We start from the raw sequence: 20,278 nt of genomic DNA, 5'->3' as shown, positions 1-20,278 counted from the left end.
AGAGGAGTTCGAGGGTCTCTACTACGCTCAACACCACCCCAACGAACCCATCGCAATCAACCGCTGAGGTCTCCATCAAATTCGGGGCGATTCAGAGTGCCACGTGAGCGCCTACTTGCAAACGGGAGCCAGTCGCAACGTCGAGCGGACTTTTCCCTGGTCAAGCCGCAGGTGCGGGCCGGTCGCGCGTGCCCATGTGCGATGGCGTTGCTGTATTTCGCTGCTGTACAGCAGTGGGGCAGGCGGCCAGCCCGCTTATCCGGTGGCAAGGGGACCCGTACCGCAGGGCCGCCAGGCCCGAGGAACGGAAGCCACGCGGCAGGGCATTTCAGCAACCGCATTAGGAGAGCAGTGGTCGCGCGTTGGGCGTCGAGCTGCCTGATCTGCGCGAACGCCGCGACTAGCCAGTGGCGCTCATGTGAGCATCCTGTACATGTCCCGCGCTCATCGTTCTACCGCCTACCCGGCCGGTCAGTAGAACCTGCCTCAGCCGCGTCACCACGGACAGTGATGATTCGATCTGGTTGCCTAAGTCCTCTTGTGTCGATCCAGCCTCGGCCCCGCGTGAGTCCGGCGGCCACCAGCCGAACCCGCTGTCCTGGCGGCGCCAGGGTGTCGTTGTACATCTGACACAGACCTTCTCCAGTGTCAGAGAAGAGGTACCTGCTCGCGTAGATCTGCCCCCGGTGAACCCACTCGTAGCGGACGACATGGCGGCGCATCAGGGCGTCGAACCACTCCGCGGCGCGGTCCGCCAGTTCTTCAGGAGAACCCGAAGCAATGAGGGCGAGGCCGGTGGGCTCATTAGGCAGGGTGAATAGCTGATTGTGAAGCTTGTCGCCGTGGATGCGGCCATCCTCTACCCGGACGCCCGCTGTGAGCAGGGTGAGGTTCTCGTCCGTCGAGTTGAGATCGATGAAGAGGACGGGGAACGAGCCATCGTCTGTGCGTTCCAGCCATATGCCCGCTGACCATTCGACCGCCCGTATTTCGATCTGAGCCATGAAGGCGCATTGTGCCTCGCTGAGCTCAGGTTCACATTCACGCCAGTCATCCAGGAACACCTTTCAGAGGGTAAAGCAGCACTCCGAGAGGCGCCATGGTGTCCTTGAGCGCTCCGACACGGGCCCGCTGCGTTCCGCGTGTTCATACCGACGCCAGGCTGACCTTCCGCTTTTCAGGCGGAACAATCTCCCTGCTCGGCTGATCGAGACCGTGGTCAGGCGCGTGCGGACGGTGGCGTGGATGCGTCGGCGTGTGGCAACGTTGCTGTCAGTGCTGCTGGCACCTAAGCCGTGGTCATCCGGTGGCAAGGCCCGACGAAGGAGGGCCTTGCCGGCGATCGCCCCAGCCCCATACGAGGGGGACCGAAGTCTGCGATCGTCACGGCCTCAGCCACGCCGCCTTCTGACTAGGAACACCTGATCTTGCGCCGGTCGTAGTGGGCTCGTGCTCCAGGTGAGGCGGTTAGGCGGCGAACGGCGAACGCCCACATGTAGCCGACGCGGCCGGGCGCTGGTTCTTGAGGCGGCGGTGTAACCACGGCGCGGCTGCGTCCGCTGGCTTGGGTGGCTGGGACGTGCTCGCGACCGTCATTAGGAACGGAAGCCGCGCGGCAGCTCATCCCGTGGATTCCACGCTACACCTGTCAAACCGACATGCACCCATGACATGATGCTCCTATCAAGGACTTTTCAGGACGTTTCCAGTCAATTAAGGAGAACAATTGCCGAATCGTCCGGTGCAGCACCAGATAGCAGAACAAGCCATAGCTTCAGTTCGGAGAATGTGGGCACTATCCGGGTTTGCTGTAGAAGAAGTTAGGCGTGACTATGGCGAGGATCTATTGGTTCAAACGTGCTTGAATGGAAAGATGGACGCATCACGCCTCTGGGTGCAAGTGAAAGGATTTTGTGGCAGCAAGAAAACTACATCTGACCGCACCCTCCCCAAAGCATACGTCCCTAAGGGAACGTTGTTGAGGTGGGTGCGAAGTGCCGATCTCGTAGTAGTAACATTATGGGATACTGCAACTGATATCGGCTGGTACGCAATACCGCGTGACGAGTTTCAGGAGGTAGACCTACGCAACATCAAAGATGGCGACAAGGTTTCGATCAGCTTTGACAAAGATAATGTCTTTGATGTTGAGGCAGCACATGCTCTCGCCTGGGAAGCTCGACTAACTCACGCAAGTAACCTAGTTAGCATATGCCGAAATTTCGAGTCAGAGCACTTGCATCACAGTCCGGATGCGGCAAAGAGTGCTGACCAAGAGGCCGTAGGGATCGTTCTCGATGTTATGGCAGATCTCGGAATTATCGAACCCGACATAAGCGAGGAAATAAGATTGACGAACGAGACACTAAGGAAAGTGGTTGACCTTTTCCAGAAATCGCTGTCCGCCCGGAAGGATAGACTGAAAGACGTTAAGCTATTAGGCTGGAATGATGTTGATGAGGCCATAAAAGATGCAGCCTTGATGCAGGTAATGTTGCTAACTGGACCCGACGGTCTCATCAAACGCGGGCTTCCCTATGTGCTCATAGACGAAATGGCTGAGCTGGTCAGGGCGACATTTGAATCCAATATCAGGAAGTCATTTCGGGAGCCGTCGTAAGAATATCGGGAGAGGCCCCTAAGCCACCCGCCTAGCACCTTGCCGCAAAGAGTTCATGCCCAGGACGATCTTCGTGGCGATTTCCCGGTCTGCATATTGAAGTGCGAAGGAAATGGCGGCAAATAGTCAACGGATTACTTCATCAGATCGGGTAGCATCGCAACAGACAGACGGAGCGAAGGAACATCCTGGCGAGAAGCTACGGTGTGAACGCTTGCGTGGGCGGCGTGGCCGCGACCGGCCGAAGTGCCGCAGCGCGGCCGACGACCGCCCGACGCGCGGCAGGCCGCCGCAGGTGGGCTGCCCTTGAAACCGTAGGGAAAGTTCTCATCCGGTCGTGAAGCACTCCGTCTGACCTGCTGTTTCGTCGACTTCTCCGGCGCTGGCGATGCTGTTCGGGCTGGGGGTAGCGCCTTCGGGTGCAGTCCAGACTGAGTCAGCCGGCCCCTTCGACGTACGACGCCAGGTTGGCCAGCGAGGAGGCGAGCCCGGCTTCGTGCACCGCCTGGTCGATGCCGGTTGGTACGTCCATGGCGGTGACGGTTACTTCGGTTCCTTCGCTGGCGGCAGTTAGGTGCCAGGTCATCGTCATGGTGCCCGCGTACGACGGGTCGTCGGCCTCGAACACTGCCCGCTGCACCACGCACTCCGGTGGAACCAGTTCGGCGAACGCGACGTCGACAACGTCCGTCGCGTCTGACGTCTTGCCTGGGCTGTCGGTGGGGTCGAGGTACGTGAGGACCATCCGGAACCCGCCACCAGGCCGGGGATCCCACCGCTCGATCCGCCCGCGCATGCCGTCCGGCGGCAACCAGGCTTCGAGGGACTCCCGGTCGAGAAGGGCGTCGTAGACAGTCGCCGGTGGCGCCGCGATCATCCGGCTGGCGCGGTCAGTCCTGTCCATGGCCCGAGTCTAGGACTGAAGCTCTCCAGACCCATCCTCGTCGAACGACAGAGAGGCCGGCGCCTTTGAAGGTGTCGTGGAAAGATCCCCATCAGGTGTCGGCCGAGATGGGCAGGCCTGACTACTGTGGGGAAACGATGGAGCCCTTGCCGGGCTTTGTGGTGATCAGCCCTCGTTCTCTGAGTGCTTCCATCGCCTTGCGGATGGTCACTCGTGCGACGTCGAACTCCTCCTGCAGCTTCACCTCGGAGATGAGGGTGAGGGGCGGGTAGGTGCCGTCGCCGATGCGCTCGGCCACGACGTTGGCTATCTGCTCCCACTTGTAGAGCCGCGGGTCCCATTCGATCACGGGACGACTCTAGGTATCCCCGCACCTAACGGCATAGAACAGGCATTGCTAGGAATGCTATAGACAGGTTAAGACAGGCTGGGATAGGTTGCGGGCATGGCGAAGGTGAGCGGCTGTTCCAAGCCCCTCCGAGTGGGGCTCCGTTCGGACGCTTCGGTCTGTTGCTCCGCGAAGATGCGTTGTGCGACTGGAGACGGCTCCCCGCTCACCAACGTCTGTCCATCGATCGCGACATCCACGAGCACCGAAGGCACTGCGCCGGCGATCGCGCGTTACGAAGGACGGTGAGCCCAGTGATAGAAGTCGGAGACCTTCACAGTACGCACCCCGCCTCGCCTCGACCGCACGCGGTGTCGGTGAGGTGGCTCCCAGCCGAGCAACGCCCCGATCGCACTCGGGTCCTGAACTACACCTGCGAATGCCGGTCGCCCGTCTTCGAGCATTGCATGGCCGGCGGGCAGAGCTTCATCCGGCGCTACGACCGGTCCGCCCCCTCCCCGAACGTCGTGGAGAGCCCGCGCATGCGGGTCGCCGATGCCATGACGCTGTGGCGACAGCTCATGCGAGGGGAAGCGAGGTAACGACGCGCGGATCCGGCGAGCCATGCACACGTAGCGTCACTTTCTGAAACCGATCAGTGACGAGCGTTTCCGCAGGTCGAAGGCCGACCTGCGGTTTCGCATGCCCTCCGACTGGCAGTTTTTCTGCCAGTGACGCAGGTCACCCGACTTATCGTCGAAGCAGGCGACGACGAAGGAGGGGCGGCGACGTGGCAACAGAGTACGTGACGCAGGGCCAGCGGATCGCGCGGGCTCGTCACCGCAAGGGCTGGGATCAGGCAACCCTCGCCGAGAAGGTCGGCCGATCTGTCTCATGGCTGTCGAAGGTGGAGAACGGCCGAATGCCACTGGACCGGATGAGCGTCGTCGGGCAACTCGCCGAGGCACTCGGGGTGGAGGTCGGCGAGCTGACCGGCCAGCCGTACCAGCACGAGACGACGGAGCTCGACTCCGGGCACGCGGCCGTTCCGGGGCTTCGGCTCGCGCTCCAGCAGGCGTCGTTGCCCAGCGGGATCGGGCTGCCGGCGCGCGGGGAGCCGCGGACGCTGCAGGAGCTGGAGGCGAACGTCCGCCTGGCGGAGCAGCTGCGCCAGGACGCCAAGTTCACCGCCCTCGGTGAGGTGTTGCCCAGGATCCTCACCGACCTGATCGCGATCATCAACGGCTCCTCGGCCGATCGCGACCGGGCCGAGGAGCTGATGCTGCGGGCCTGCCATATGGCGCGGGTGTCGTCGAACCTGCTGGGTCACCATGATCTCGGCTGGACGGCGGTACAGCGCGAACTCGTGGCCGCACAGCGCGTGGGCTCACCCGATCTGATCGCGGCGGCAAGCTGGGACCTGTGCGGGGTGTGGCTGCACGAAGCGCAGCTCGACCCGGCCAAGGACGCGGCCCTGTCGGCGCTGGACCAGATCGAGCCGTACGTGAGCGGAGACGACACGATCAAGGCGATGTGGGGTGCCCTGCATCTACGGGCCGCCGTGGCGTATTCCCGGCTGTGGGACCAGAGAGAGGCGGAGAGCCACCTGGACGAGGCCCGCCGCGTCGCCGAGGTCCTGCCGCGGGACGGCAACGCGTTCCAGACGCAGTTCAACCGGGTCAATACCACCATTCATGCCGTCGAGGTCAGCATGGAGCTGGGCCGGCCTCGTGAGGTCATCTCGCGGGCCGAACACGTCGAGATCGCTGAGATCGCCTCGTCCGAACGCCAGGCTCACTACTGGACCTGCACCGCGGCGGGCTACCACATGAACAGAAAGGACAACGAAGCCGCAGACGCTCTGCTGCGTGCCGACCGGATCGCGCCTCAGCACGTCCGGAACCGTCCGTTGGTCCGCAACATCGTGCGCGACCTGCGAGACAGCGGCAAGCTGCATCGTCAGCGCGAGATTCTCAACCTCGCCAAGGTGATGCGGCTGCTCTGAGCACGACGAACGGAGGGCTATCCGCGCAATGGCTCCTCACCCAGCAGGTAACCCGGGGGCGCTTCGGCGTTCTGCCTACACGATGGGGTGATACGTGGGTCTTAGCGAGACTGAACGACAGATCCTGCTTCGCGAGCTGGCGGAGATCGCGGTCGATCTGGCCGAACTCCAGCGGCGTGCGATGAGGGTCTCTACTCGGCTTGATCAGGGCGAGTCCGAGCGTCCAGCTCGTCCAGCCTGACCGTCAGCTTGTTCATGTGCTGACGGATCTCGCGCAACTGCTCGGAGATGATGCGGAACTCTTCGCTGTGCTCGCCAGGGGCGGGGACGGCCTCGACGTCGTCAGGGGTGCGGGTGACGAAGCTGCCCGCCCCCTGGCGGGTCTCGATGAGCCCTTCATCACGGAGTACGGCCAGGGCGTTGCCGATGGTCATCATGGCCACGCCGTACTTCTCGGACAGCTCACGCGCTACGGGGAGCTGCTCTCCCACTGCATACCGGCCTGAGGCGATGTCGCGCCGGATGTCCTCGGCAATCCGCAGGTACGGCCGGCGCCGGTCAGTGGTTGCCATGACTCAATTTTAGCGGTTCTAGATGCCTAGGTCTCTGGGCAACCTGTAAGGAATCTCGAAGCGATTCAGCTATCTCGGTTTACAGAGCTAGTTACCTAGGTATCTTTGTAACTAGCACAGTCACTCTGAAGGAGACCAGCTCTCATGCGCACCATCCCGATCCCCGTCGACACCTCCAAGCTCGTCATCACCTGCGTGAAGGCACCGAAGCCGCGCCTGGTCAACAAGGACACCGGCGAGATCAAGACCGATAAGAACGGCAACACCGTCTACGAGATCACTGTCTCGGTGGAAGACGAGTTCGGCCGGATCGAACTCGTCAAGATCGGCACTTCGGGGGAACCCCCGATCGCCGCCGGTCAGCAGGTCAACCCGTCCGGCATGGTCGGCTACGTCTGGGAGATCGCGGGCCGGTGGGGCATCTCCTACCGCGCCGCCACCCTCCTACCGGCAGACGCGGAGCCGCTCCGTGTCTGACACCACGCTCCTCGTGCTCGGGGTCCTGGCCGCTGCGGCGGCCGGGCTCTGGGCCTGGCGCCGCTGGCACTACCCGTCGTTCTGGCTCGTGGCAGCCTTCCCGCTGGTCGCGATCAGCGTACGGGCGAGCTGGCGCAAGGTCGCCCTCGGCTGCCACCTCACCAAGAAGCGGCAGCGCTTCTGGTTCACCACCGTCCCCGGCCTGGTCGCCTCGACCGGCGTCGTCCGCGTCCGGCGCAAGTGGCAGCGCATCGCCGTGGACACCAAGCCGTTCATGTGGCTGCCCAAGCCCACCCGCTACGGCTGGCGGGTCACCCTCCACACCCTGGAAGGACAGATCCCCGCCGACTACGCCGACGCCGCCGAACGGCTCGCCCACTCGTGGGGCGTGCACGCGATCCGCGTCTCCTCGCCTCGCCCTGGACGGGTCGTCCTGTGCGCCACCGTCCGTGACCCACTCGTCCGGGTCGAGACCCTGCCGACCTCGCCCGAACTGCTCAAGGTCACCGTGGGACGCCTGGAGACCGGCGGCCCCTGGACCATCGACTTCAGGACCGTCCCGCACTGGCTCAATGCCGGAGCCACCCAGTCCGGCAAGTCCAACCTCGCCAATGCCCTGGTTCAAGGGCTGGCTCCGCAACCGGTCGCTCTGGTCGGCTTCGACCTCAAGGGCGGCGTGGAGTTCACCCCGTACAGCCCTCGCCTGTCAGCGCTGGGCACCACACGAGGTGAATGCGTCGCCCTGCTGGACGACCTCATCGGCCTGATGACCGGCCGCATGGCCCAGTGCCGGGAGGCCGGCGCCCGCAACATCTGGCAACTCCCGGACGATCAGCGGCCTGTGCCCGTCGTGGTTCTGGTCGACGAACTGGCCGAGCTGTACCTGATGGCCGACAAGTCGGAGAAGGACGAGATCGCCAAGACCTCGACGGCGCTGCTTCGGGTCGCTCAGCTCGGTAGGGCGTTCGGCATCTACCTGTTCTGCTGCGGCCAGCGCATCGGCTCCGACCTCGGGCCTGGCGTCACCGCTCTGCGCGCCCAGTGCTCCGGCCGCATCTGCCACCGCGTCAACGACCCCGAGACCGCCACCATGACCCTCGGCGACCTCGACCCGGCGGCCCTTGCCTCGGCTCGTGCCATCCCCGCCGAGACACCGGGCGTCGCCATCGTCGCCTCACAGGACGGCCAGTGGTACCGCGCCCGCTCCTACTACGTCAGCGAACAAGCCGCCGAACTCGCCGCCTCGACCTACGCCGACCGCTCACCCGTCTGGGCCGACGTCGTCGCCGGCCACGCCGCCCAGGTGAGCGACACCGATCTCGCCGAGTTCCTCAACTCCATCCCTGACCCACGAGAGGCCTGAACTCCGATGCGACGCCTCGCCCACTGGCTGCTCGACACCGGCCCCGTCCTCGTCCTGGCCCTCATCGCCGGAGCCGGGTCCTTCACCCACATCCGCGACACCGCCAGCGACCACGGACAGTCCGGCTGGATGGCCTGGGCGATCGCCGTCTGCATCGACCTCACCTGCGTCATGGCCGCCCGCGAGCGGCAACGCGACAAGAAGACCGCCCGTGTACGACGCGGCCTGATCTCCTGGCCCGTCCTCGTCCTGACCGGAGGCATTGTCCTGTCCCTGGCCGCCAACCTCCAACAAGCCGACCCGACCGCCTGGGGCTGGATCACCGCCGCCACCCCGGCCGCCGCCTTCCTCGTCGCCGTCTCCATGCTCGAACGCCGGACGTCCGGCCCGCGTCCCGACTCGTCCCCGGACGTCTTCGGGACGTCCCCGGAAGACGTCCCTACGTCCCCGCCGCGTCCCGACGCACCCGTAGCTGTCCCGTCCGTAGACCGTCCCGCCCTCGTCCCCGCCCAGGACCGCCAGGACGAACACCCCGGACCGTCCCCGGCACTCGTCGACTACGCCCGCCGCGTCGCGGACGAACACCACACCCGACACGGCAAGCCCATCACCCACGACGTTCTCCGCGCCCGCCTGGGCGTGTCCGAACAACTCGCCTCCGACCTGCTCCACACCTTGCGCACCGTCCCAGTAACCACCTGAAAGGCGCACCACCATGAACAACGACCGAGACGCCCTTATCGCCGGACTCATCTCCATGGCGGGCTTCCTCAAGGCCCACCCTCAGATCCCGACCTCGATGGCACCCGTCACCCTGCGGGCCTTCCCCGACAACGGCTCCGACGACGACATGCGCGCCGAGGTCGACAAGGTCGCCGCCCTGCTCGGCACGGAGATCGACCCCCACCACCTGCCCCATGACCACTACATGACCGGCATCGGCTTCGGACCGGTCCGATACGAGTTCATCGCCATCCTCGCCGCCGCCCGCGCCCGTCACGCCGCCGATGACAGCTACCGCGGCTGCATCCAGATCGACACCACCCGGGAGCCCTGACCATGCGCATCCGCCTCGAAGGCAACCGCGCCGAACTCGCCCTCGGCGTGATCTACCTTCGCCAGATCTTCACCGTCACCAGCATGTCGCGGGCCTTCCCCAACAGGAGCCGGCCGCGGAACTACCGCCTCTACGTCACCATCACCCCGCGCAAGGACCACCGCCCATGACGACCGAAGAACCCTGGACCGACTGGCCCGACATCCTCGCCGCCGTCCCGCTCGCCAACGGCCGCTGCTGCACCTGCAACGGAACGGGCCTCGACGGCAACAGCGAGACCTGCCGCGACTGCGACGGCAGGGGCATCGACAACCACGGCGCATAGCCGAGATCCCCTCACCTGGCCACACAACCGCCAAGTTCCGCGCCAGGTGAGGGGCCATCCCACTCCAGAACGCATCCGGACAGGACGGATCCATCTTGCACCACTCACACGCCATAGCCGGGATGATCGACCGGCTCCACCAACCCGACTACGACCGCTGGGCGCATCAGATCAAGCGCACCGGGGGGTGCCGTCAGCCCATTCACCTGCGTGGCAAGGTCGAGCACTTCGACCAGGCCACCGGCCAGCTGCTCCACCGCTACAGCACCAACCGGGAACCGGGCGGCGTCCTGCGTGTTCCGTGCAAGACTCGCCGCGCCTCCCGTTGCCCGGCCTGCGCCGAGGTCTACCGCGCCGACACCTACCAACTCGTCCGCGCCGGCCTCGTCGGTGGCAAGGGCGTCCCGGAGACTGTCAGCTCGCACCCGTGCCTATTCATCACCCTCACCGCACCCTCCTTCGGCGCCGTCCACGTGCGACGGGAGAAGAACGGCAAGGTCCAGCCCTGCCACGCCCGCCGCAACGCCCAGACCTGCCCGCACGGACAGCTCATGTCCTGCACCGACCGGCACCACGCCGACGACCCGCGTCTCGGTGAACCGCTGTGCCCCGACTGCTACGACTACGACGGCTCCGTCCTGTTCAACGCCATCAGCCCCGAACTCTGGCGCCGCTTCACCCTCGCCCTACGCCGCCGCTTCGCCCGCCTCAACGGCCTGACCGTCAAAGCCCTACGCGAGCAGGTGACCATCGCCTTCGCCAAGGTCGCCGAGTACCAGCGACGCGGCGTCGTCCACTTCCACGCCGTCATCCGCCTCGACGGACCCGACGGCCCCAACTCGCCGCCACCGGCCTGGGCCACCGCCGACGCCCTGGCCGACGCCGTCCAGCACGCAGCAGCCGTCGTGACCGCCGAGATCAAGCCGCTGGGTCGCACGTTCCGATGGGGCACTCAGCTTGACGTCCGCCGCATCACCATGAACGGCGACCTCACCGAACAAGCCGTCGCCGCCTACATCGCCAAGTACGCCACCAAGGCCGCCGAGTGCGTCGGCACTCTGGACCGCCGCATCCAACCACTCGACAACCTCGACGCCCTACCCGTTCGCGACCACGCCCGCCGGCTGATCGCCTCCGCCATGTGCCTTGGCGAGAACGCCGACCTGGCCAACCTGCGGCTCACCCAATGGGCCCACATGCTCGGCTTCCGCGGCCACTTCTCCACCAAGAGCCGCCACTACTCCACCACCCTCGGCGAACTCCGGGCAGCGAGAGAACGCTTCGTTCTCACCGAAGAGGTGACGCACGGACGCCTGCCCCTGTTCGACGAGGACACCATTCTCGTCGTCGCCCACTGGGAGTACGCCGGGCAGGGCCAATCGGCCGGCGACGCGCTTCTCGCCGCAGCCATCACCGGCACCTCTTCGGGAGGCCATCCATGACCCGACTCCTTCTCACTGTCCCCGAAGCCGCCGAAGCCCTGGCCATCTCACGAAGCAAGCTCTACCAACTGCTCGCTACCGGCGCCGTCGCTTCTATCCGCATCGACGGCTCTCGCCGTATCCCCGTCACGGCCCTCAACGAGTACATCACCCACCTGACCAGGAAGGAGGTCGCCGTATGACCAAGACCTTCATCGGCACGCCGGACGAGCAGCCGCGCAAGAAGAAGGCACCCAAGCTGCGCGACGGCGTCATGAAGCGCGGCACCACCTGGTCGTACGTGATCAGGGTCCGCGACCCTGAGACAGGGGAGAGCAAGCCGCGATGGGTGGGCGGCTTCACCTGCGAGGACGATGCCAAGGCGGCTCGTGACGAAGCACGGGTCAAGGCCCGCCGTGGCGAGTACGTCGACCGCAATACGATCACCGTCCGCGAGTACCTCGATGAGTGGATCGAGGCGCACGCCGTCGAGATCAAGCCCAAGACCCTCGCCGACTACCGGCACATCATCGAGCGCTACATCAAGCCCAACATCGGCACGCTGCGGTTGCAGGCCGTTCGGGCTACCGCGATCACCAAGCTGTACCGGGATCTGAGGGCCGGCGGCGGCAAGAACGGGCGGCCGCTCTCCGCACGCACAGTCGATTACGTCCACGCCGTGCTTCGGAAGGCCTTCCGCGACGCTGTGAACGTCGATGAGATCCTTGCATCCAGCCCCGTCGAGAAGGCCAAGCGCCCGCGACGGGAGATCAGCGAGCCTGGCACGGTCTGGACCACGGACCAGCTCAAGGTGTTCCTCTTCGCTGCCCGTGACCACCGCCTCTGGCCCTTCTTCCACATCGCGGCCTACACGGGTGCTCGGCGCGGTGAGCTGCTTCATCTGCGCTGGTCCGATGTCGACCTTGAGGGCAAGCAGATCACTATCCGAGGCTCGGCCTCGTTCATCGACGGCAAGCGCGTCGAGGGCACTACCAAGAGCGGTCGCAAGCGCGTCGTCAGCCTCGACGCACGGACGGTCCAGGTCTTCCGTGCACAGCGCTCCCAGCAAGCCGCGGACAAGCTCCAGCTCGGCCCTGAGTGGCGGGGTGGCGGCGACTATGTGTTCACCACGGGATGGGGCGAGCCCGTCCATCCCGACACGCTCAGCTCGCTCTTCCCAATCTTGATCAAGCGGCACAACCAAACGAACACCAGCACGCCCTTGCCTCACGCACGGCTCCACGACCTACGCCATATCCACGCCACGATCTTGCTCCTGGCCGGCGTCCCCGTCCATGTCGTCGCGGCTCGCCTCGGCCATGCGGACCCGTCGATCACGCTCAGGGTCTACGCCCACGTGATTCGCGCGGCCGAAGCGTCAGCGGCCGACATCTTCGCCGAAGCGATCGGTGAGTGAGAAGGACCCGTGTTAGCAGAGGCGTTAGCAAGATCCGGAGATTGTCCTGACAAACCGAAAGGCCCGCTCCCAGGAACCCCTGGTTGCGGGCCTTTCGCATGTGTGCGGCCGGAGGTACTCGAAACCCCAACCTTCTGATCCGTAGTCAGATGCTCTATCCATTGAGCTACGGCCGCTCGCTGCGTAAGCAAGCATAGCGGGTTCTGTGCAGTGCATCGAACCGAATACCGCGATCACCGGCGAGCCGGCTCCTCCTTCTTGGGCCAGAGGGTGTGGCTCACGGGCCAGATCAGGGCGATCAGGGGGACCTTGAGGAGGTTGAGCATGAAGTCCACCAGGGCTTTTGTGCGCGAGGGGTCGTTCACGAGCCGGATGAGGCCGAAGAGGATCAGGCACGAGATTCCGTACGCCAGGAGCAGTTTCAGCCAGAACGCCCACTCGTAGCGTGTCCGGGCGGGGCCGCCTGCTGGAGGCTTCCAGGGCGGGGGGCCGCCGGCGAAGCGGTGGTGGAAGCGGGCGTCGGCCCAGCGCATCGTCCGGTGGCCGAAGACGATCGAGTAGGCCAGGTAGGCCGCAGCCAGGCCGTGGCGCAGGTCCGCCGTGGCGCCGCCGCGCATGTCGATGACCGCCGCGGCCAGGAGGACCACGTCGAGGAGCGGGACGCAGAGCAGGAGGGCCGTGCTCAGTCGTCGGCGGTTCCAGAGGTAGCGGCAGGCCAGGCCGAGGCCCAGGAGGAGCCAGAAGCCGATTTCGCAGCCGATGAGGATGGCGACAATCACGTAATCCAGCTTGCGGGGATTTGCGGCCCAGTACATCGTCGGCGAAAACGAGCCTGTGGATACATCGAAAGGTGTATCCACAGGCTGACCCTCGGAGGACGGCGGCGGCGTCCGGGAGTGGTGAGATGAGGACATGACACGAGCGGCGGTGAGAGGCTGTGGCGCCGGGGCGCGGGGGGTGGCGGGTCGGGCGACACTGTCCGGGGCGTCGCTGAGGGCCTGCGCCGGTGGTTGTGGGCGGGGTCGGAGTAGGCCGGGTGGTCCGGGTGCGTAGGGTCGCTGACCGTTCGTCGGCCTTGACGCGGTCGGTTTCCCGGTGGTGGCGGTCGATGCCGCTGCCTTGGGTGGCCGGGGTGCGGGCGGGTTCGCGGTGGTTGAGGCGGTTCGAGGCGCGAGGGGCCTCCGGGGGCGGCGGTCAGGAGAAGGGCAGGGTGCCGCCTGGGGTGGCGGCCGGGGTGGCCTTCGTTCTAGGGACGCTGCTGATTCTGGCCGGCGGGTACCTGCGTCGCGGCGTGCCGGTGTGGGTGTTGCTGGTGCCGTTGGCGATCACCTGTTCGGCCGTGTTGCTGCGGCAGCGGGCCCCGTTGTGGTCGCTGGCGCTGGGGGTGGTGGCCGTCACGATCGACGGGCTGGTGGGGCCGTCGCTGGCGACCGTGCTGGTGTTCACTGACAATCTTTACTCCGCGGCCCTCTACGGGCCGGCGCGGCTCGCTCGGTGGCTGCTCGGGATCACGACGGTGCTGGCCGTGGTGGCCGGGGCGGTGGCGGCGTTCATCGCGGCGGACTGGCGGTTGCTGGCCGTCATGGGGATCCAGGCGGGGCTGGTGCTGGTCACGCCGGTCACCACGGCCTGGGTGCTGCGGGAGCAACGCGACCGGGCAGCCGCGGAACGCGCGCGGGCCGAGCAGGTCGCGCATCTGGCCGAGCTCGACCGGCAGGCCGCGATCGCTGCCGAACGTACGCGGATGGCTCGTGAGCTGCATGACATGATCGCGAACCATTTCAGCGCCATCGCCATCCAGTCGACGGCCGCTCTGTCCCGTAAGGACCTGGATCGGGAGACGGTTCGCAAGGTCATGGAGTCCGTACGGGAGAACAGCGTCAAAGGCATGGCCGAGATGCGGGACATGATCGGGCTGCTGCGGGAGGCCAACGGCGGGCGCGAGGGGGAGGGGCCGGAGCTTGAGGCCACCCGGCCGCGGCTGGCCGATGTGGAGAGCCTGGTCGAGCGTACGCGGCGGGCTGGGATGACGGTCGAGCTGCGGGTCGACGGGGAGGTGCGTGAGGTGCCGGCTTCGGTGGATCTGGCCGGTTATCGCATCCTTCAGGAGGGGCTGACGAACGCGCTCAAGCATGGTGAGGCGCCGGTTGTCGTCTCGCTGACGTACGAACCTCGGGAGGTTCTCCTGACGGTCGAGAACCGGGTCGGGCGGCGGGGGGCGCGGCTGCCGGGTTCGGGGGCGGGGCTGATCGGCATGCGCGAACGGGCTTCGCTGGTCGGAGGGTTCTTCGAGGCGGGACGGTCGGGGGATGGGTGGCGCATCGCGGCGGCCTTTCCGACGTCGCTCAACCCGGACACACCGTCGCTCGATGCCCGCCTGTCGGATGCCCGCCTGTCGGATGGTCGCGCGTCAGGCGGGCGTCCTGTGGGGGGGCGTGCCTTGGGTGGGCGTGCCTCGGGTGATCGTCTTGGGGAGGTGCGTGCCTCTGGGGGGCGGGCTTCGCCGCAAGGGAGGGCTGTGGGTGTGCCGGTGCCGGAGGCTGGGGCTGTGGATGGACGGGCGGTGCGGTGGCGAGCGGTCGGAGGGGCGGCGTTGGCGCCGGTGGACGAGGGCGCTGGTGACGACGGTGAACACCTCAGGGAGGGTGAACGTCCCAGGGGCGGCGAGTGTCCCGGGAATGGTGATGGCGGAACGGACGTGGCATGAGCATCAGGGTGTTGGTGGCTGACGATCATGCGGCTGTACGGGCCGGGATTGTGATGATTCTGGACGGCGTCGACGACGTCGAGGTCGTGGGGGAGGCCGCCGATGGTGAGCAGGCGGTTCGGTTGGCTCACGATCTGCGCCCGGACGTCGTCCTCATGGACATCCGCATGCCTCGTCTCGACGGCATCTCCGCCACCAGGGAGCTGGCGGGGGTGAGTGACGTCCTGATCCTCACGACGTTCGACGTCGACGAGTACGTCTTCGGCGCTCTCCGGGCGGGGGCGGCCGGTTTCCTGCTCAAGAACACCGAGGCCGATGCCCTGGTGGAAGCGGTGAGGCTGGTGGCGGGCGGCGAGGGGATGATCGCGCCGGGCGTCACCAGACGGTTGATCGCCGCCTTCGCCGACCAGCCGCCCCGCCGTGAGTCTCCCGAGCCGGAGGCGCTGACCCCGCGCGAGCGTGAGGTGCTGGCCTGCATCGGTCGCGGCCTGTCCAACGCCGAGATCGCCAAGGAGCTCGACATGGCCGAGGCCACCACGAAGACGCACGTCAGCCGGCTGCTGAACAAACTGGGTCTGAAGAGCCGCGTGCAGGCGGCGATTTACTACTCAGAGTCGCTTTAGCCCCGTAGGGTGAACGCCGTGACCACGCCGCCGCCCCCTCCAGCAGGGGAGCCGCCCCCCGAGGGGCCTCCGTTCGGGCAGCGTCCGCCCGGGCCGCCTGGCAGCCAGCCTCCACCGGCGGCGCCATCCCCTGAGCGGCCTCCGCTCGGACAGCGTCCGCCGGCACCGCCGGGTGGCCAGCCTTCACATGGGCAGTCTCCCTCCGGGCAGCGTTCACCCGGGGCTTCTGGACAGCCGCCGTCTGGGCAGCCGCCGTCTGGGCAGCGTCCGGCCGGGGCGTCTGGGCAGCCGCCGTTCGGGCAGCCGCCGTTCGGGCAGTCTCCGTCCGGGGCTCCTGGGCAGCCTTGGTCCGGGCAGCGTCCACCTGGGCCTCCTCCTCCCGGGCAGCCTCCGTTCGGGCCGCCACCCGGGCCTCCGTACGGGCCGCCAGCGGGGCCGCCGGCAGGGGCGTTGCAGCCGCGGCGGCAGGCTGGGCTGACCGTTGCGTTGGCGCTGGCCGGGAGTTTCGCCTACCTGGTGATCAACCTGGTGGTCGGGCTGCTCGCGTTGAGCATGGAGTCCTCGGCGGCGATCGGCGTCGCGGCGGGGTTCCTCTTGCTTCTGGGGCTCGGGGTGGGCATCGTGCTGGTCGTCCTGCGCAAGCCGTGGTCGTTCGGCCTGGGGCTCGGGTTGTTGATCGGATGGTCGTTGGCGTCGATCGTCTCGGCCGGGTATTGCACGGGGCTGAACCCCGGCCTGTACACGTAGGTGAAGGCATTGATCGTTCGGCACGTACCATCCCCTGCCGGCCAGAGGTAGCGGGATGACGACACCACCGCCGCAGGGCGCGCCGGGGCCGCACCAGAACTGGCCCCCACCACCACCCTCGCCACCATCGTCGCCCCTGCCGTCGTCACGGCCGGGGCCGATGCCCCTGCCGTCGTCACGGCCGGGGCCGATGCCCCTGCCGTCGTCACGGCCGGGGCCGATGCCCCTGCCGTCGTCACGGCCGGGGCCGCTGCCCCCGCCGTCGTCACAGCCAGCACCGTTGCAACCGCCGTCGTCACAGCCGGGATCGCCACCACCGCCACCTCCACCGCGGCAATCGCGGGCGGGGAACTTCCCGCCGCCCCCGCCGCCCCCGCCGCGATCGCCGCGACCGCCGCAGTCAACGCCCCCACCGCCACCACCACCCAGCAGTCGCAACTCCGCGACGCTTCTGGGCGCGATGCTGGTCGTAGGCGTGTTCACCTACACCGTCGTCAACGGCATCGTGGGTTTCTTCGCCTTCTTCTCCGCCATCAACGGCACGAACAAAGGGGTCGTGATCGCCGCCGCGGTGCTGCTGGCCCTCGTCGGCCTGGGCGGCGGTCTGGGGTTCGGCCTGGTCCGCAAGTCGTGGTCCCGAGGGCTGGGGCTGGGGCTCGCGATCGGCTGGGCACTGTGGTCCATGCTGACGGCCGGAGTCTGCACCGGCCTCAACCCCAGCCTGTACGGCTGAACCATGCCTTTTCACGAGATATTCGTCGGCCTGGGCGTCCTGGTGGCCGCTGTGGTCTTCGTCCGCGAGGCCAGGGCCAGGGGCGCGCTCAACGAGCAGTCACTGGTCGCCGTCACCGGAGCCCTGGTCGGGGGTGCGATCGGCATGCGTCTGGCGGGCTGGCTGGAGACGCTCGACCTCGCCGACCTCTGGCTGTACGGCTCCCGCAGCATCCTCGGCGGCCTGACCGGCGCGTACGTGGGCGTGCTGGTCGCCAAGAAGGTCATCGGCTACAAGGAGCGCACTGGTGACCTGTTCGCCCCGGCGGTGGCGATCGGCATGGCGATCGGCCGCATCGGCTGTCACCTGACCGAGGCTCCCGGCAGGCCCACGGACCTGCCCTGGGGGGTGCACGCGCCGCCGTCCACCCCGGAATGCCCGGGATGTCTGACGGGCCAGGCCATGCACCCGTCGTTCGTGTACGAGATCGTCTTCCAGCTGGCCGCGTTCGTCGCGCTGCGCTGGGCGCGCAAGCGGCTGACCGAGCCCGGGGAGCTGTTCACGCTCTATCTCGCCGGATACGCGGCCTTCCGGTTCCTGGTCGAGTTCACCAGGGCGAACGAGACGTTGTGGCTCGACCTGACCGGGCCGCAATGGTTCCTGGTGCCCGGCCTGACGCTGCTCGCGCTCAGGCTCGCGTACGGCTGGCGTCGAGGCCACTACGATGCCCTTTTCAAACGGAAGGTCACGACATGAGCGCAGGGATGGGGCTACGGGGAGACCGCATCCTCCGGTACGTCAACGCGTTCTGCCCGAAATGCCACGGCCGGGACCTCGACCAGGTCGAACGGCTGAGCGGCTGGCTGGCCGAACGCGACGGCAAGGTGTGGCTGGAACGCGGCTGCCGCGAACACGGCCTGATCCGCACGCTGTACGACGAGGACCCGGAGATCCTCTCCTACCTGGAGGAGTGGACCGCTCCCACCAAGCAGCACATCCCCGACGTGTCCGGAAACTTCGCCCCGATCCCCGGCGCGTACCTCGACGGCCTGCCCGAGATGCAGACCCAGCACACCTGCATCCTCCTGGAGGACATCGCCGAGGCGTGCAACCTGCGCTGCCCCACCTGCTTCGCCGACAGCTCGCCCGACCTGACCGGCGTCGTCCCGGTGGCTGACGTGCTGGCGAACGTGGACCAGCGTCTGGCCAGGGAGAACGGCAAGCTCGACGTCCTGATGCTGAGCGGCGGCGAGCCCACGCTCCACCCCGAGCTGAAGACTCTCCTCGCCGAGCTGGTGAGCCGGCCGGTCACGCGCATCCTGATCAACACCAACGGCGTGCTCATCGCCAGGGACGACGCCCTGCTCGACCTGCTCACCGAGCACCGCGACCGGGTGGAGGTCTACCTCCAGTACGACGGCTCGTCGGCCGAGGCGTCCAAGCACCACCGTGGCGGCGACCTGCGCCGGATCAAGGCGGAGGCCGTACGGCGGCTGTCGGGGCGGGAGATCTTCACGACCCTGGTCATGACCGCGGCCCTGGGCGTCAACGACGGCGAGATCGGCGACGTCGTGCGCCTCGCGCTCGACACGCCGTTCGTCGGCGGCGTGTCGCTGCAGCCCCAGTTCGGCTCGGGGAGATCGGGCGTCATCGACCCGTCCGACCGGCTCACCCACACCGGCGTGCTCAAGCGGCTCGGCCCGCAGACCGGCGGCCTGGTTACCTGGCGCGACCTGACCGCACTGCCCTGCTCGCACCCCCACTGCTGCTCGGTCGGCTACCTGATCCGCGACGACGCCCAGCAGTGGCGCTCGCTGGTCGCCCTGATCGGCCACGACCGCCTCAAGGAGAACCTGGGCCTGGTCTCCAACCGCATCGCCGACTCCGAGCTGCCGCGCGAGCTGCGGATGGCGGTCCAGGAATCGCTGCTCGGGCTGCTGTCGGAGCAGTCGTCGCTGTCGCATCCGCAGATCGGCGACCTGTGGCGGGACATCTGCGAGAACTGCGACCTCGGCGTCGCCACGCTGCTCACCCTCGCCTCCTCGGCGCTGCCCGGCCGGCGGAAGAAGCTGCGCAGGATGCTGGGCGAGCGGGTGGTGCGGATCACGATCAAGCCGTTCATGGACATCTCGACCATGATCGAGGAGCGGCTCACGCAGTGCTGCGTGCACGTCGGCACGCGTGCCGAGCAGGACCAGTGCGCGCCGTTCTGCGCCGTGCAGGCCTGGCCGCAGCTCTCGCGGCAGCGGCTGTCCGCGGTGGCCGCCAAGCCGGGGCTGGTGATCCTCTGAAGAGCCGGCCGTACGACCCGCTCCGGTTGTGCGTGTACGCGACCGTGGCGCTGCTGGCCTGGCTGCTCGGGCCGTGGGCGGTGCTCGGCTTCGCGGCGCTGGGGTTCGCCGGGTACTGGAAGGCGCGGCGGGCCGGGCTGACCCGGAGCAAATGCCTGCTCAGGGACACCCGGCTCGTGCTGGCCTATCTCGGGCTGATCGGGCTCGCCGCGGTGGTGGGAATCGTCCTGTCGCTGCGGTGATCAGCTCGCGGGGACGTACAGGATGAGCGACTCGGCGATGCAGGCGGGACGGCGCTCGCCCTCGATCTCGATCGTCATCTTCAGGTTGGCCAGATAGCCGGCCGGGGTGCCCTTGACGTCGGTGAGCTCGCCCACGGCCCTGACCCGCGCGCCCACGGGCACCGGCCGGGGAAAGCGGACCTTGTTCAGCCCGTAGTTGACGCCCATCGCGATGCCCTCGACGCGCACCATCTCGAACATGAACGTCGGCAGCAGCGACAGGGTCAGGAAGCCGTGGGCGATCGTGCCGCCGAAGGGCCCCTCCTTGGCGCGCTCCACGTCCACGTGGATCCACTGGTGGTCGTCGGTGGCGTCGGCGAAGAGGCCGACCTGCTCCTGGGTGACGGTGCGCCACTCGGTCGGGCTGAACGTCTCGCCCACGGCCGCCTTGAGTTCCTGTACGTTCGCGAAGGTCCGCATGGCCACGA

General features: G+C 67.1%; 24 protein-coding genes and 1 tRNA gene. 18 read left to right on the top strand and 7 right to left on the bottom strand.

The window, feature by feature from the left end:
- Positions 1-452 precede the first annotated feature (452 nt).
- The gene (locus ABT158_RS48475; RefSeq protein WP_352365812.1) at positions 453-1,064 is read right to left on the bottom strand and encodes a hypothetical protein; all 612 of its coding nucleotides are present in this window, start codon (positions 1,062-1,064) and stop codon (positions 453-455) included.
- 677 nt (positions 1,065-1,741) lie between these two features.
- Between ABT158_RS48475 and ABT158_RS48470 the strand changes: the two genes are divergently transcribed.
- Positions 1,742-2,620: a DUF4365 domain-containing protein gene (locus tag ABT158_RS48470; RefSeq protein ID WP_352365810.1), complete on the top strand. Its 879-nt coding sequence runs from the start codon at positions 1,742-1,744 to the stop codon at positions 2,618-2,620.
- A 436-nt stretch (positions 2,621-3,056) separates the two neighbouring features.
- Here ABT158_RS48470 and ABT158_RS48465 read toward each other — a convergent pair whose 3' ends face one another.
- Together ABT158_RS48465 and ABT158_RS48460 are read right to left on the bottom strand one after the other, a co-directional pair.
- On the bottom strand, positions 3,057-3,524 hold the full coding sequence (locus ABT158_RS48465; protein WP_352365808.1) for an SRPBCC family protein: 468 nt from the start codon (positions 3,522-3,524) through the stop codon (positions 3,057-3,059).
- Between the two features lie 121 nt (positions 3,525-3,645).
- Entirely contained in the window at positions 3,646-3,873 is a 228-nt protein-coding gene (locus tag ABT158_RS48460) for a GntR family transcriptional regulator (protein WP_352365806.1), read from the bottom strand.
- A gap of 769 nt (positions 3,874-4,642) precedes the next feature.
- On the opposite strand from ABT158_RS48460, the gene ABT158_RS48455 reads away from it, so the two are divergent.
- Positions 4,643-5,857 carry a helix-turn-helix domain-containing protein gene (locus ABT158_RS48455; RefSeq protein ID WP_352365804.1) on the top strand — a complete coding sequence of 405 codons (1,215 nt, stop codon included), beginning with the start codon at positions 4,643-4,645 and terminating at the stop codon, positions 5,855-5,857.
- Between the two features lie 191 nt (positions 5,858-6,048).
- Here ABT158_RS48455 and ABT158_RS48450 read toward each other — a convergent pair whose 3' ends face one another.
- Positions 6,049-6,429 (bottom strand): GntR family transcriptional regulator, encoded by a 381-nt coding sequence (locus ABT158_RS48450; RefSeq protein ID WP_352365802.1) that lies wholly within the window; start codon positions 6,427-6,429, stop codon positions 6,049-6,051.
- 144 nt (positions 6,430-6,573) lie between these two features.
- Here ABT158_RS48450 and ABT158_RS48445 point away from each other — a divergent pair, with 144 nt between their 5' ends.
- The 9 genes from ABT158_RS48445 (at position 6,574) to ABT158_RS48405 (ending at position 12,489) form a co-directional block, all read left to right on the top strand.
- Entirely contained in the window at positions 6,574-6,906 is a 333-nt protein-coding gene (locus ABT158_RS48445; RefSeq protein WP_352365800.1) for an SCO3933 family regulatory protein, read from the top strand.
- Entirely contained in the window at positions 6,899-8,269 is a 1,371-nt protein-coding gene (locus ABT158_RS48440; RefSeq protein ID WP_352365798.1) for an FtsK/SpoIIIE domain-containing protein, read from the top strand. Before ABT158_RS48445 ends, ABT158_RS48440 begins: the two co-directional genes overlap by 8 nt.
- Positions 8,270-8,275: 6 nt before the next feature.
- The gene (locus ABT158_RS48435; protein WP_352365796.1) at positions 8,276-8,971 is read left to right on the top strand and encodes a DUF2637 domain-containing protein; all 696 of its coding nucleotides are present in this window, start codon (positions 8,276-8,278) and stop codon (positions 8,969-8,971) included.
- A gap of 13 nt (positions 8,972-8,984) precedes the next feature.
- Positions 8,985-9,326, top strand: a complete 342-nt coding sequence (locus ABT158_RS48430; RefSeq protein ID WP_352365794.1) for a hypothetical protein — start codon at positions 8,985-8,987, stop codon at positions 9,324-9,326.
- Positions 9,327-9,328: 2 nt separating this feature from the next.
- Positions 9,329-9,496 carry a hypothetical protein gene (locus tag ABT158_RS48425; protein WP_352365792.1) on the top strand — a complete coding sequence of 56 codons (168 nt, stop codon included), beginning with the start codon at positions 9,329-9,331 and terminating at the stop codon, positions 9,494-9,496.
- Entirely contained in the window at positions 9,493-9,651 is a 159-nt protein-coding gene (locus tag ABT158_RS48420; protein ID WP_352365790.1) for a hypothetical protein, read from the top strand. The genes ABT158_RS48425 and ABT158_RS48420 overlap by 4 nt, the downstream gene beginning before the upstream one ends.
- Positions 9,652-9,773: 122 nt before the next feature.
- Positions 9,774-11,093, top strand: coding sequence for a replication initiator (locus tag ABT158_RS48415; RefSeq protein WP_352365788.1), 1,320 nt, complete (start codon positions 9,774-9,776; stop codon positions 11,091-11,093).
- Complete coding sequence (locus ABT158_RS48410) at positions 11,090-11,275, top strand: helix-turn-helix domain-containing protein (RefSeq protein WP_352365786.1); 186 nt, start codon at positions 11,090-11,092, stop codon at positions 11,273-11,275. Before ABT158_RS48415 ends, ABT158_RS48410 begins: the two co-directional genes overlap by 4 nt.
- Positions 11,272-12,489, top strand: coding sequence for a tyrosine-type recombinase/integrase (locus ABT158_RS48405; protein WP_352365784.1), 1,218 nt, complete (start codon positions 11,272-11,274; stop codon positions 12,487-12,489). The genes ABT158_RS48410 and ABT158_RS48405 overlap by 4 nt, the downstream gene beginning before the upstream one ends.
- Before the next feature lie 103 nt (positions 12,490-12,592).
- Here the strand turns inward: ABT158_RS48405 and ABT158_RS48400 are convergent.
- Together ABT158_RS48400 and ABT158_RS48395 are read right to left on the bottom strand one after the other, a co-directional pair.
- Positions 12,593-12,665, bottom strand: a tRNA-Arg gene (locus tag ABT158_RS48400).
- A 57-nt stretch (positions 12,666-12,722) separates the two neighbouring features.
- Positions 12,723-13,268, bottom strand: coding sequence for a hypothetical protein (locus ABT158_RS48395; RefSeq protein WP_352365782.1), 546 nt, complete (start codon positions 13,266-13,268; stop codon positions 12,723-12,725).
- Positions 13,269-13,711: 443 nt separating this feature from the next.
- Between ABT158_RS48395 and ABT158_RS48390 the strand changes: the two genes are divergently transcribed.
- From ABT158_RS48390 to ABT158_RS48360, 7 genes are all read left to right on the top strand, one after another.
- The gene (locus tag ABT158_RS48390; RefSeq protein ID WP_352365780.1) at positions 13,712-15,196 is read left to right on the top strand and encodes a sensor histidine kinase; all 1,485 of its coding nucleotides are present in this window, start codon (positions 13,712-13,714) and stop codon (positions 15,194-15,196) included.
- Positions 15,193-15,819, top strand: a complete 627-nt coding sequence (locus ABT158_RS48385; RefSeq protein ID WP_352365778.1) for a response regulator — start codon at positions 15,193-15,195, stop codon at positions 15,817-15,819. The genes ABT158_RS48390 and ABT158_RS48385 overlap by 4 nt, the downstream gene beginning before the upstream one ends.
- 516 nt (positions 15,820-16,335) lie before the next feature.
- Positions 16,336-16,566: a hypothetical protein gene (locus tag ABT158_RS48380; protein ID WP_352365776.1), complete on the top strand. Its 231-nt coding sequence runs from the start codon at positions 16,336-16,338 to the stop codon at positions 16,564-16,566.
- Between the two features lie 460 nt (positions 16,567-17,026).
- Positions 17,027-17,299, top strand: a complete 273-nt coding sequence (locus ABT158_RS48375) for a hypothetical protein (protein ID WP_352365774.1) — start codon at positions 17,027-17,029, stop codon at positions 17,297-17,299.
- 3 nt (positions 17,300-17,302) lie between these two features.
- Positions 17,303-18,034, top strand: a complete 732-nt coding sequence (locus ABT158_RS48370) for a prolipoprotein diacylglyceryl transferase (protein WP_352365772.1) — start codon at positions 17,303-17,305, stop codon at positions 18,032-18,034.
- A complete protein-coding gene (locus ABT158_RS48365) occupies positions 18,031-19,569 on the top strand; it encodes a radical SAM protein (protein WP_352365770.1) in 1,539 nt (512 codons plus the stop codon). The genes ABT158_RS48370 and ABT158_RS48365 overlap by 4 nt, the downstream gene beginning before the upstream one ends.
- A gap of 32 nt (positions 19,570-19,601) precedes the next feature.
- Entirely contained in the window at positions 19,602-19,811 is a 210-nt protein-coding gene (locus ABT158_RS48360) for a hypothetical protein (RefSeq protein ID WP_352365768.1), read from the top strand.
- On the opposite strand, the gene ABT158_RS48355 is transcribed toward ABT158_RS48360, so the two are convergent.
- Positions 19,812-20,270 (bottom strand): MaoC family dehydratase, encoded by a 459-nt coding sequence (locus tag ABT158_RS48355; RefSeq protein WP_352365766.1) that lies wholly within the window; start codon positions 20,268-20,270, stop codon positions 19,812-19,814. It abuts the gene before it with no gap.
- Between the last annotated feature and the right edge of the window lie 8 nt (positions 20,271-20,278).

Source organism: Nonomuraea sp. NPDC001636 (assembly GCF_040298265.1).
Lineage (GTDB): Bacteria > Actinomycetota > Actinomycetes > Streptosporangiales > Streptosporangiaceae > Nonomuraea.
The sequence above is the reverse complement of the archived record's forward strand: the minus strand, read 5'-3'. Positions and strand labels throughout refer to the sequence as shown.

Excerpts from the sequence above, each read along its gene's own strand:
- ABT158_RS48430 (WP_352365794.1), top strand. The coding sequence starts at position 8,985 with ATGAACAACGACCGAGACGCCCTTATCGCCGGACTCATCTCCATGGCG.
- ABT158_RS48420 (WP_352365790.1), top strand. The coding sequence starts at position 9,493 with ATGACGACCGAAGAACCCTGGACCGACTGGCCCGACATCCTCGCCGCC.
- ABT158_RS48410 (WP_352365786.1), top strand. The coding sequence starts at position 11,090 with ATGACCCGACTCCTTCTCACTGTCCCCGAAGCCGCCGAAGCCCTGGCC.
- ABT158_RS48355 (WP_352365766.1), bottom strand. The coding sequence starts at position 20,270 with ATGCGGACCTTCGCGAACGTACAGGAACTCAAGGCGGCCGTGGGCGAG.
- ABT158_RS48425 (WP_352365792.1), top strand. The coding sequence starts at position 9,329 with ATGCGCATCCGCCTCGAAGGCAACCGCGCCGAACTCGCCCTCGGCGTG.
- ABT158_RS48450 (WP_352365802.1), bottom strand. The coding sequence starts at position 6,429 with ATGGCAACCACTGACCGGCGCCGGCCGTACCTGCGGATTGCCGAGGAC.
- ABT158_RS48370 (WP_352365772.1), top strand. The coding sequence starts at position 17,303 with ATGCCTTTTCACGAGATATTCGTCGGCCTGGGCGTCCTGGTGGCCGCT.
- ABT158_RS48465 (WP_352365808.1), bottom strand. The coding sequence starts at position 3,524 with ATGGACAGGACTGACCGCGCCAGCCGGATGATCGCGGCGCCACCGGCG.
- ABT158_RS48375 (WP_352365774.1), top strand. The coding sequence starts at position 17,027 with ATGCTGGTCGTAGGCGTGTTCACCTACACCGTCGTCAACGGCATCGTG.
- ABT158_RS48365 (WP_352365770.1), top strand. The coding sequence starts at position 18,031 with ATGAGCGCAGGGATGGGGCTACGGGGAGACCGCATCCTCCGGTACGTC.
- ABT158_RS48445 (WP_352365800.1), top strand. The coding sequence starts at position 6,574 with ATGCGCACCATCCCGATCCCCGTCGACACCTCCAAGCTCGTCATCACC.
- ABT158_RS48415 (WP_352365788.1), top strand. The coding sequence starts at position 9,774 with ATGATCGACCGGCTCCACCAACCCGACTACGACCGCTGGGCGCATCAG.
- ABT158_RS48435 (WP_352365796.1), top strand. The coding sequence starts at position 8,276 with ATGCGACGCCTCGCCCACTGGCTGCTCGACACCGGCCCCGTCCTCGTC.
- ABT158_RS48385 (WP_352365778.1), top strand. The coding sequence starts at position 15,193 with ATGAGCATCAGGGTGTTGGTGGCTGACGATCATGCGGCTGTACGGGCC.
- ABT158_RS48405 (WP_352365784.1), top strand. The coding sequence starts at position 11,272 with ATGACCAAGACCTTCATCGGCACGCCGGACGAGCAGCCGCGCAAGAAG.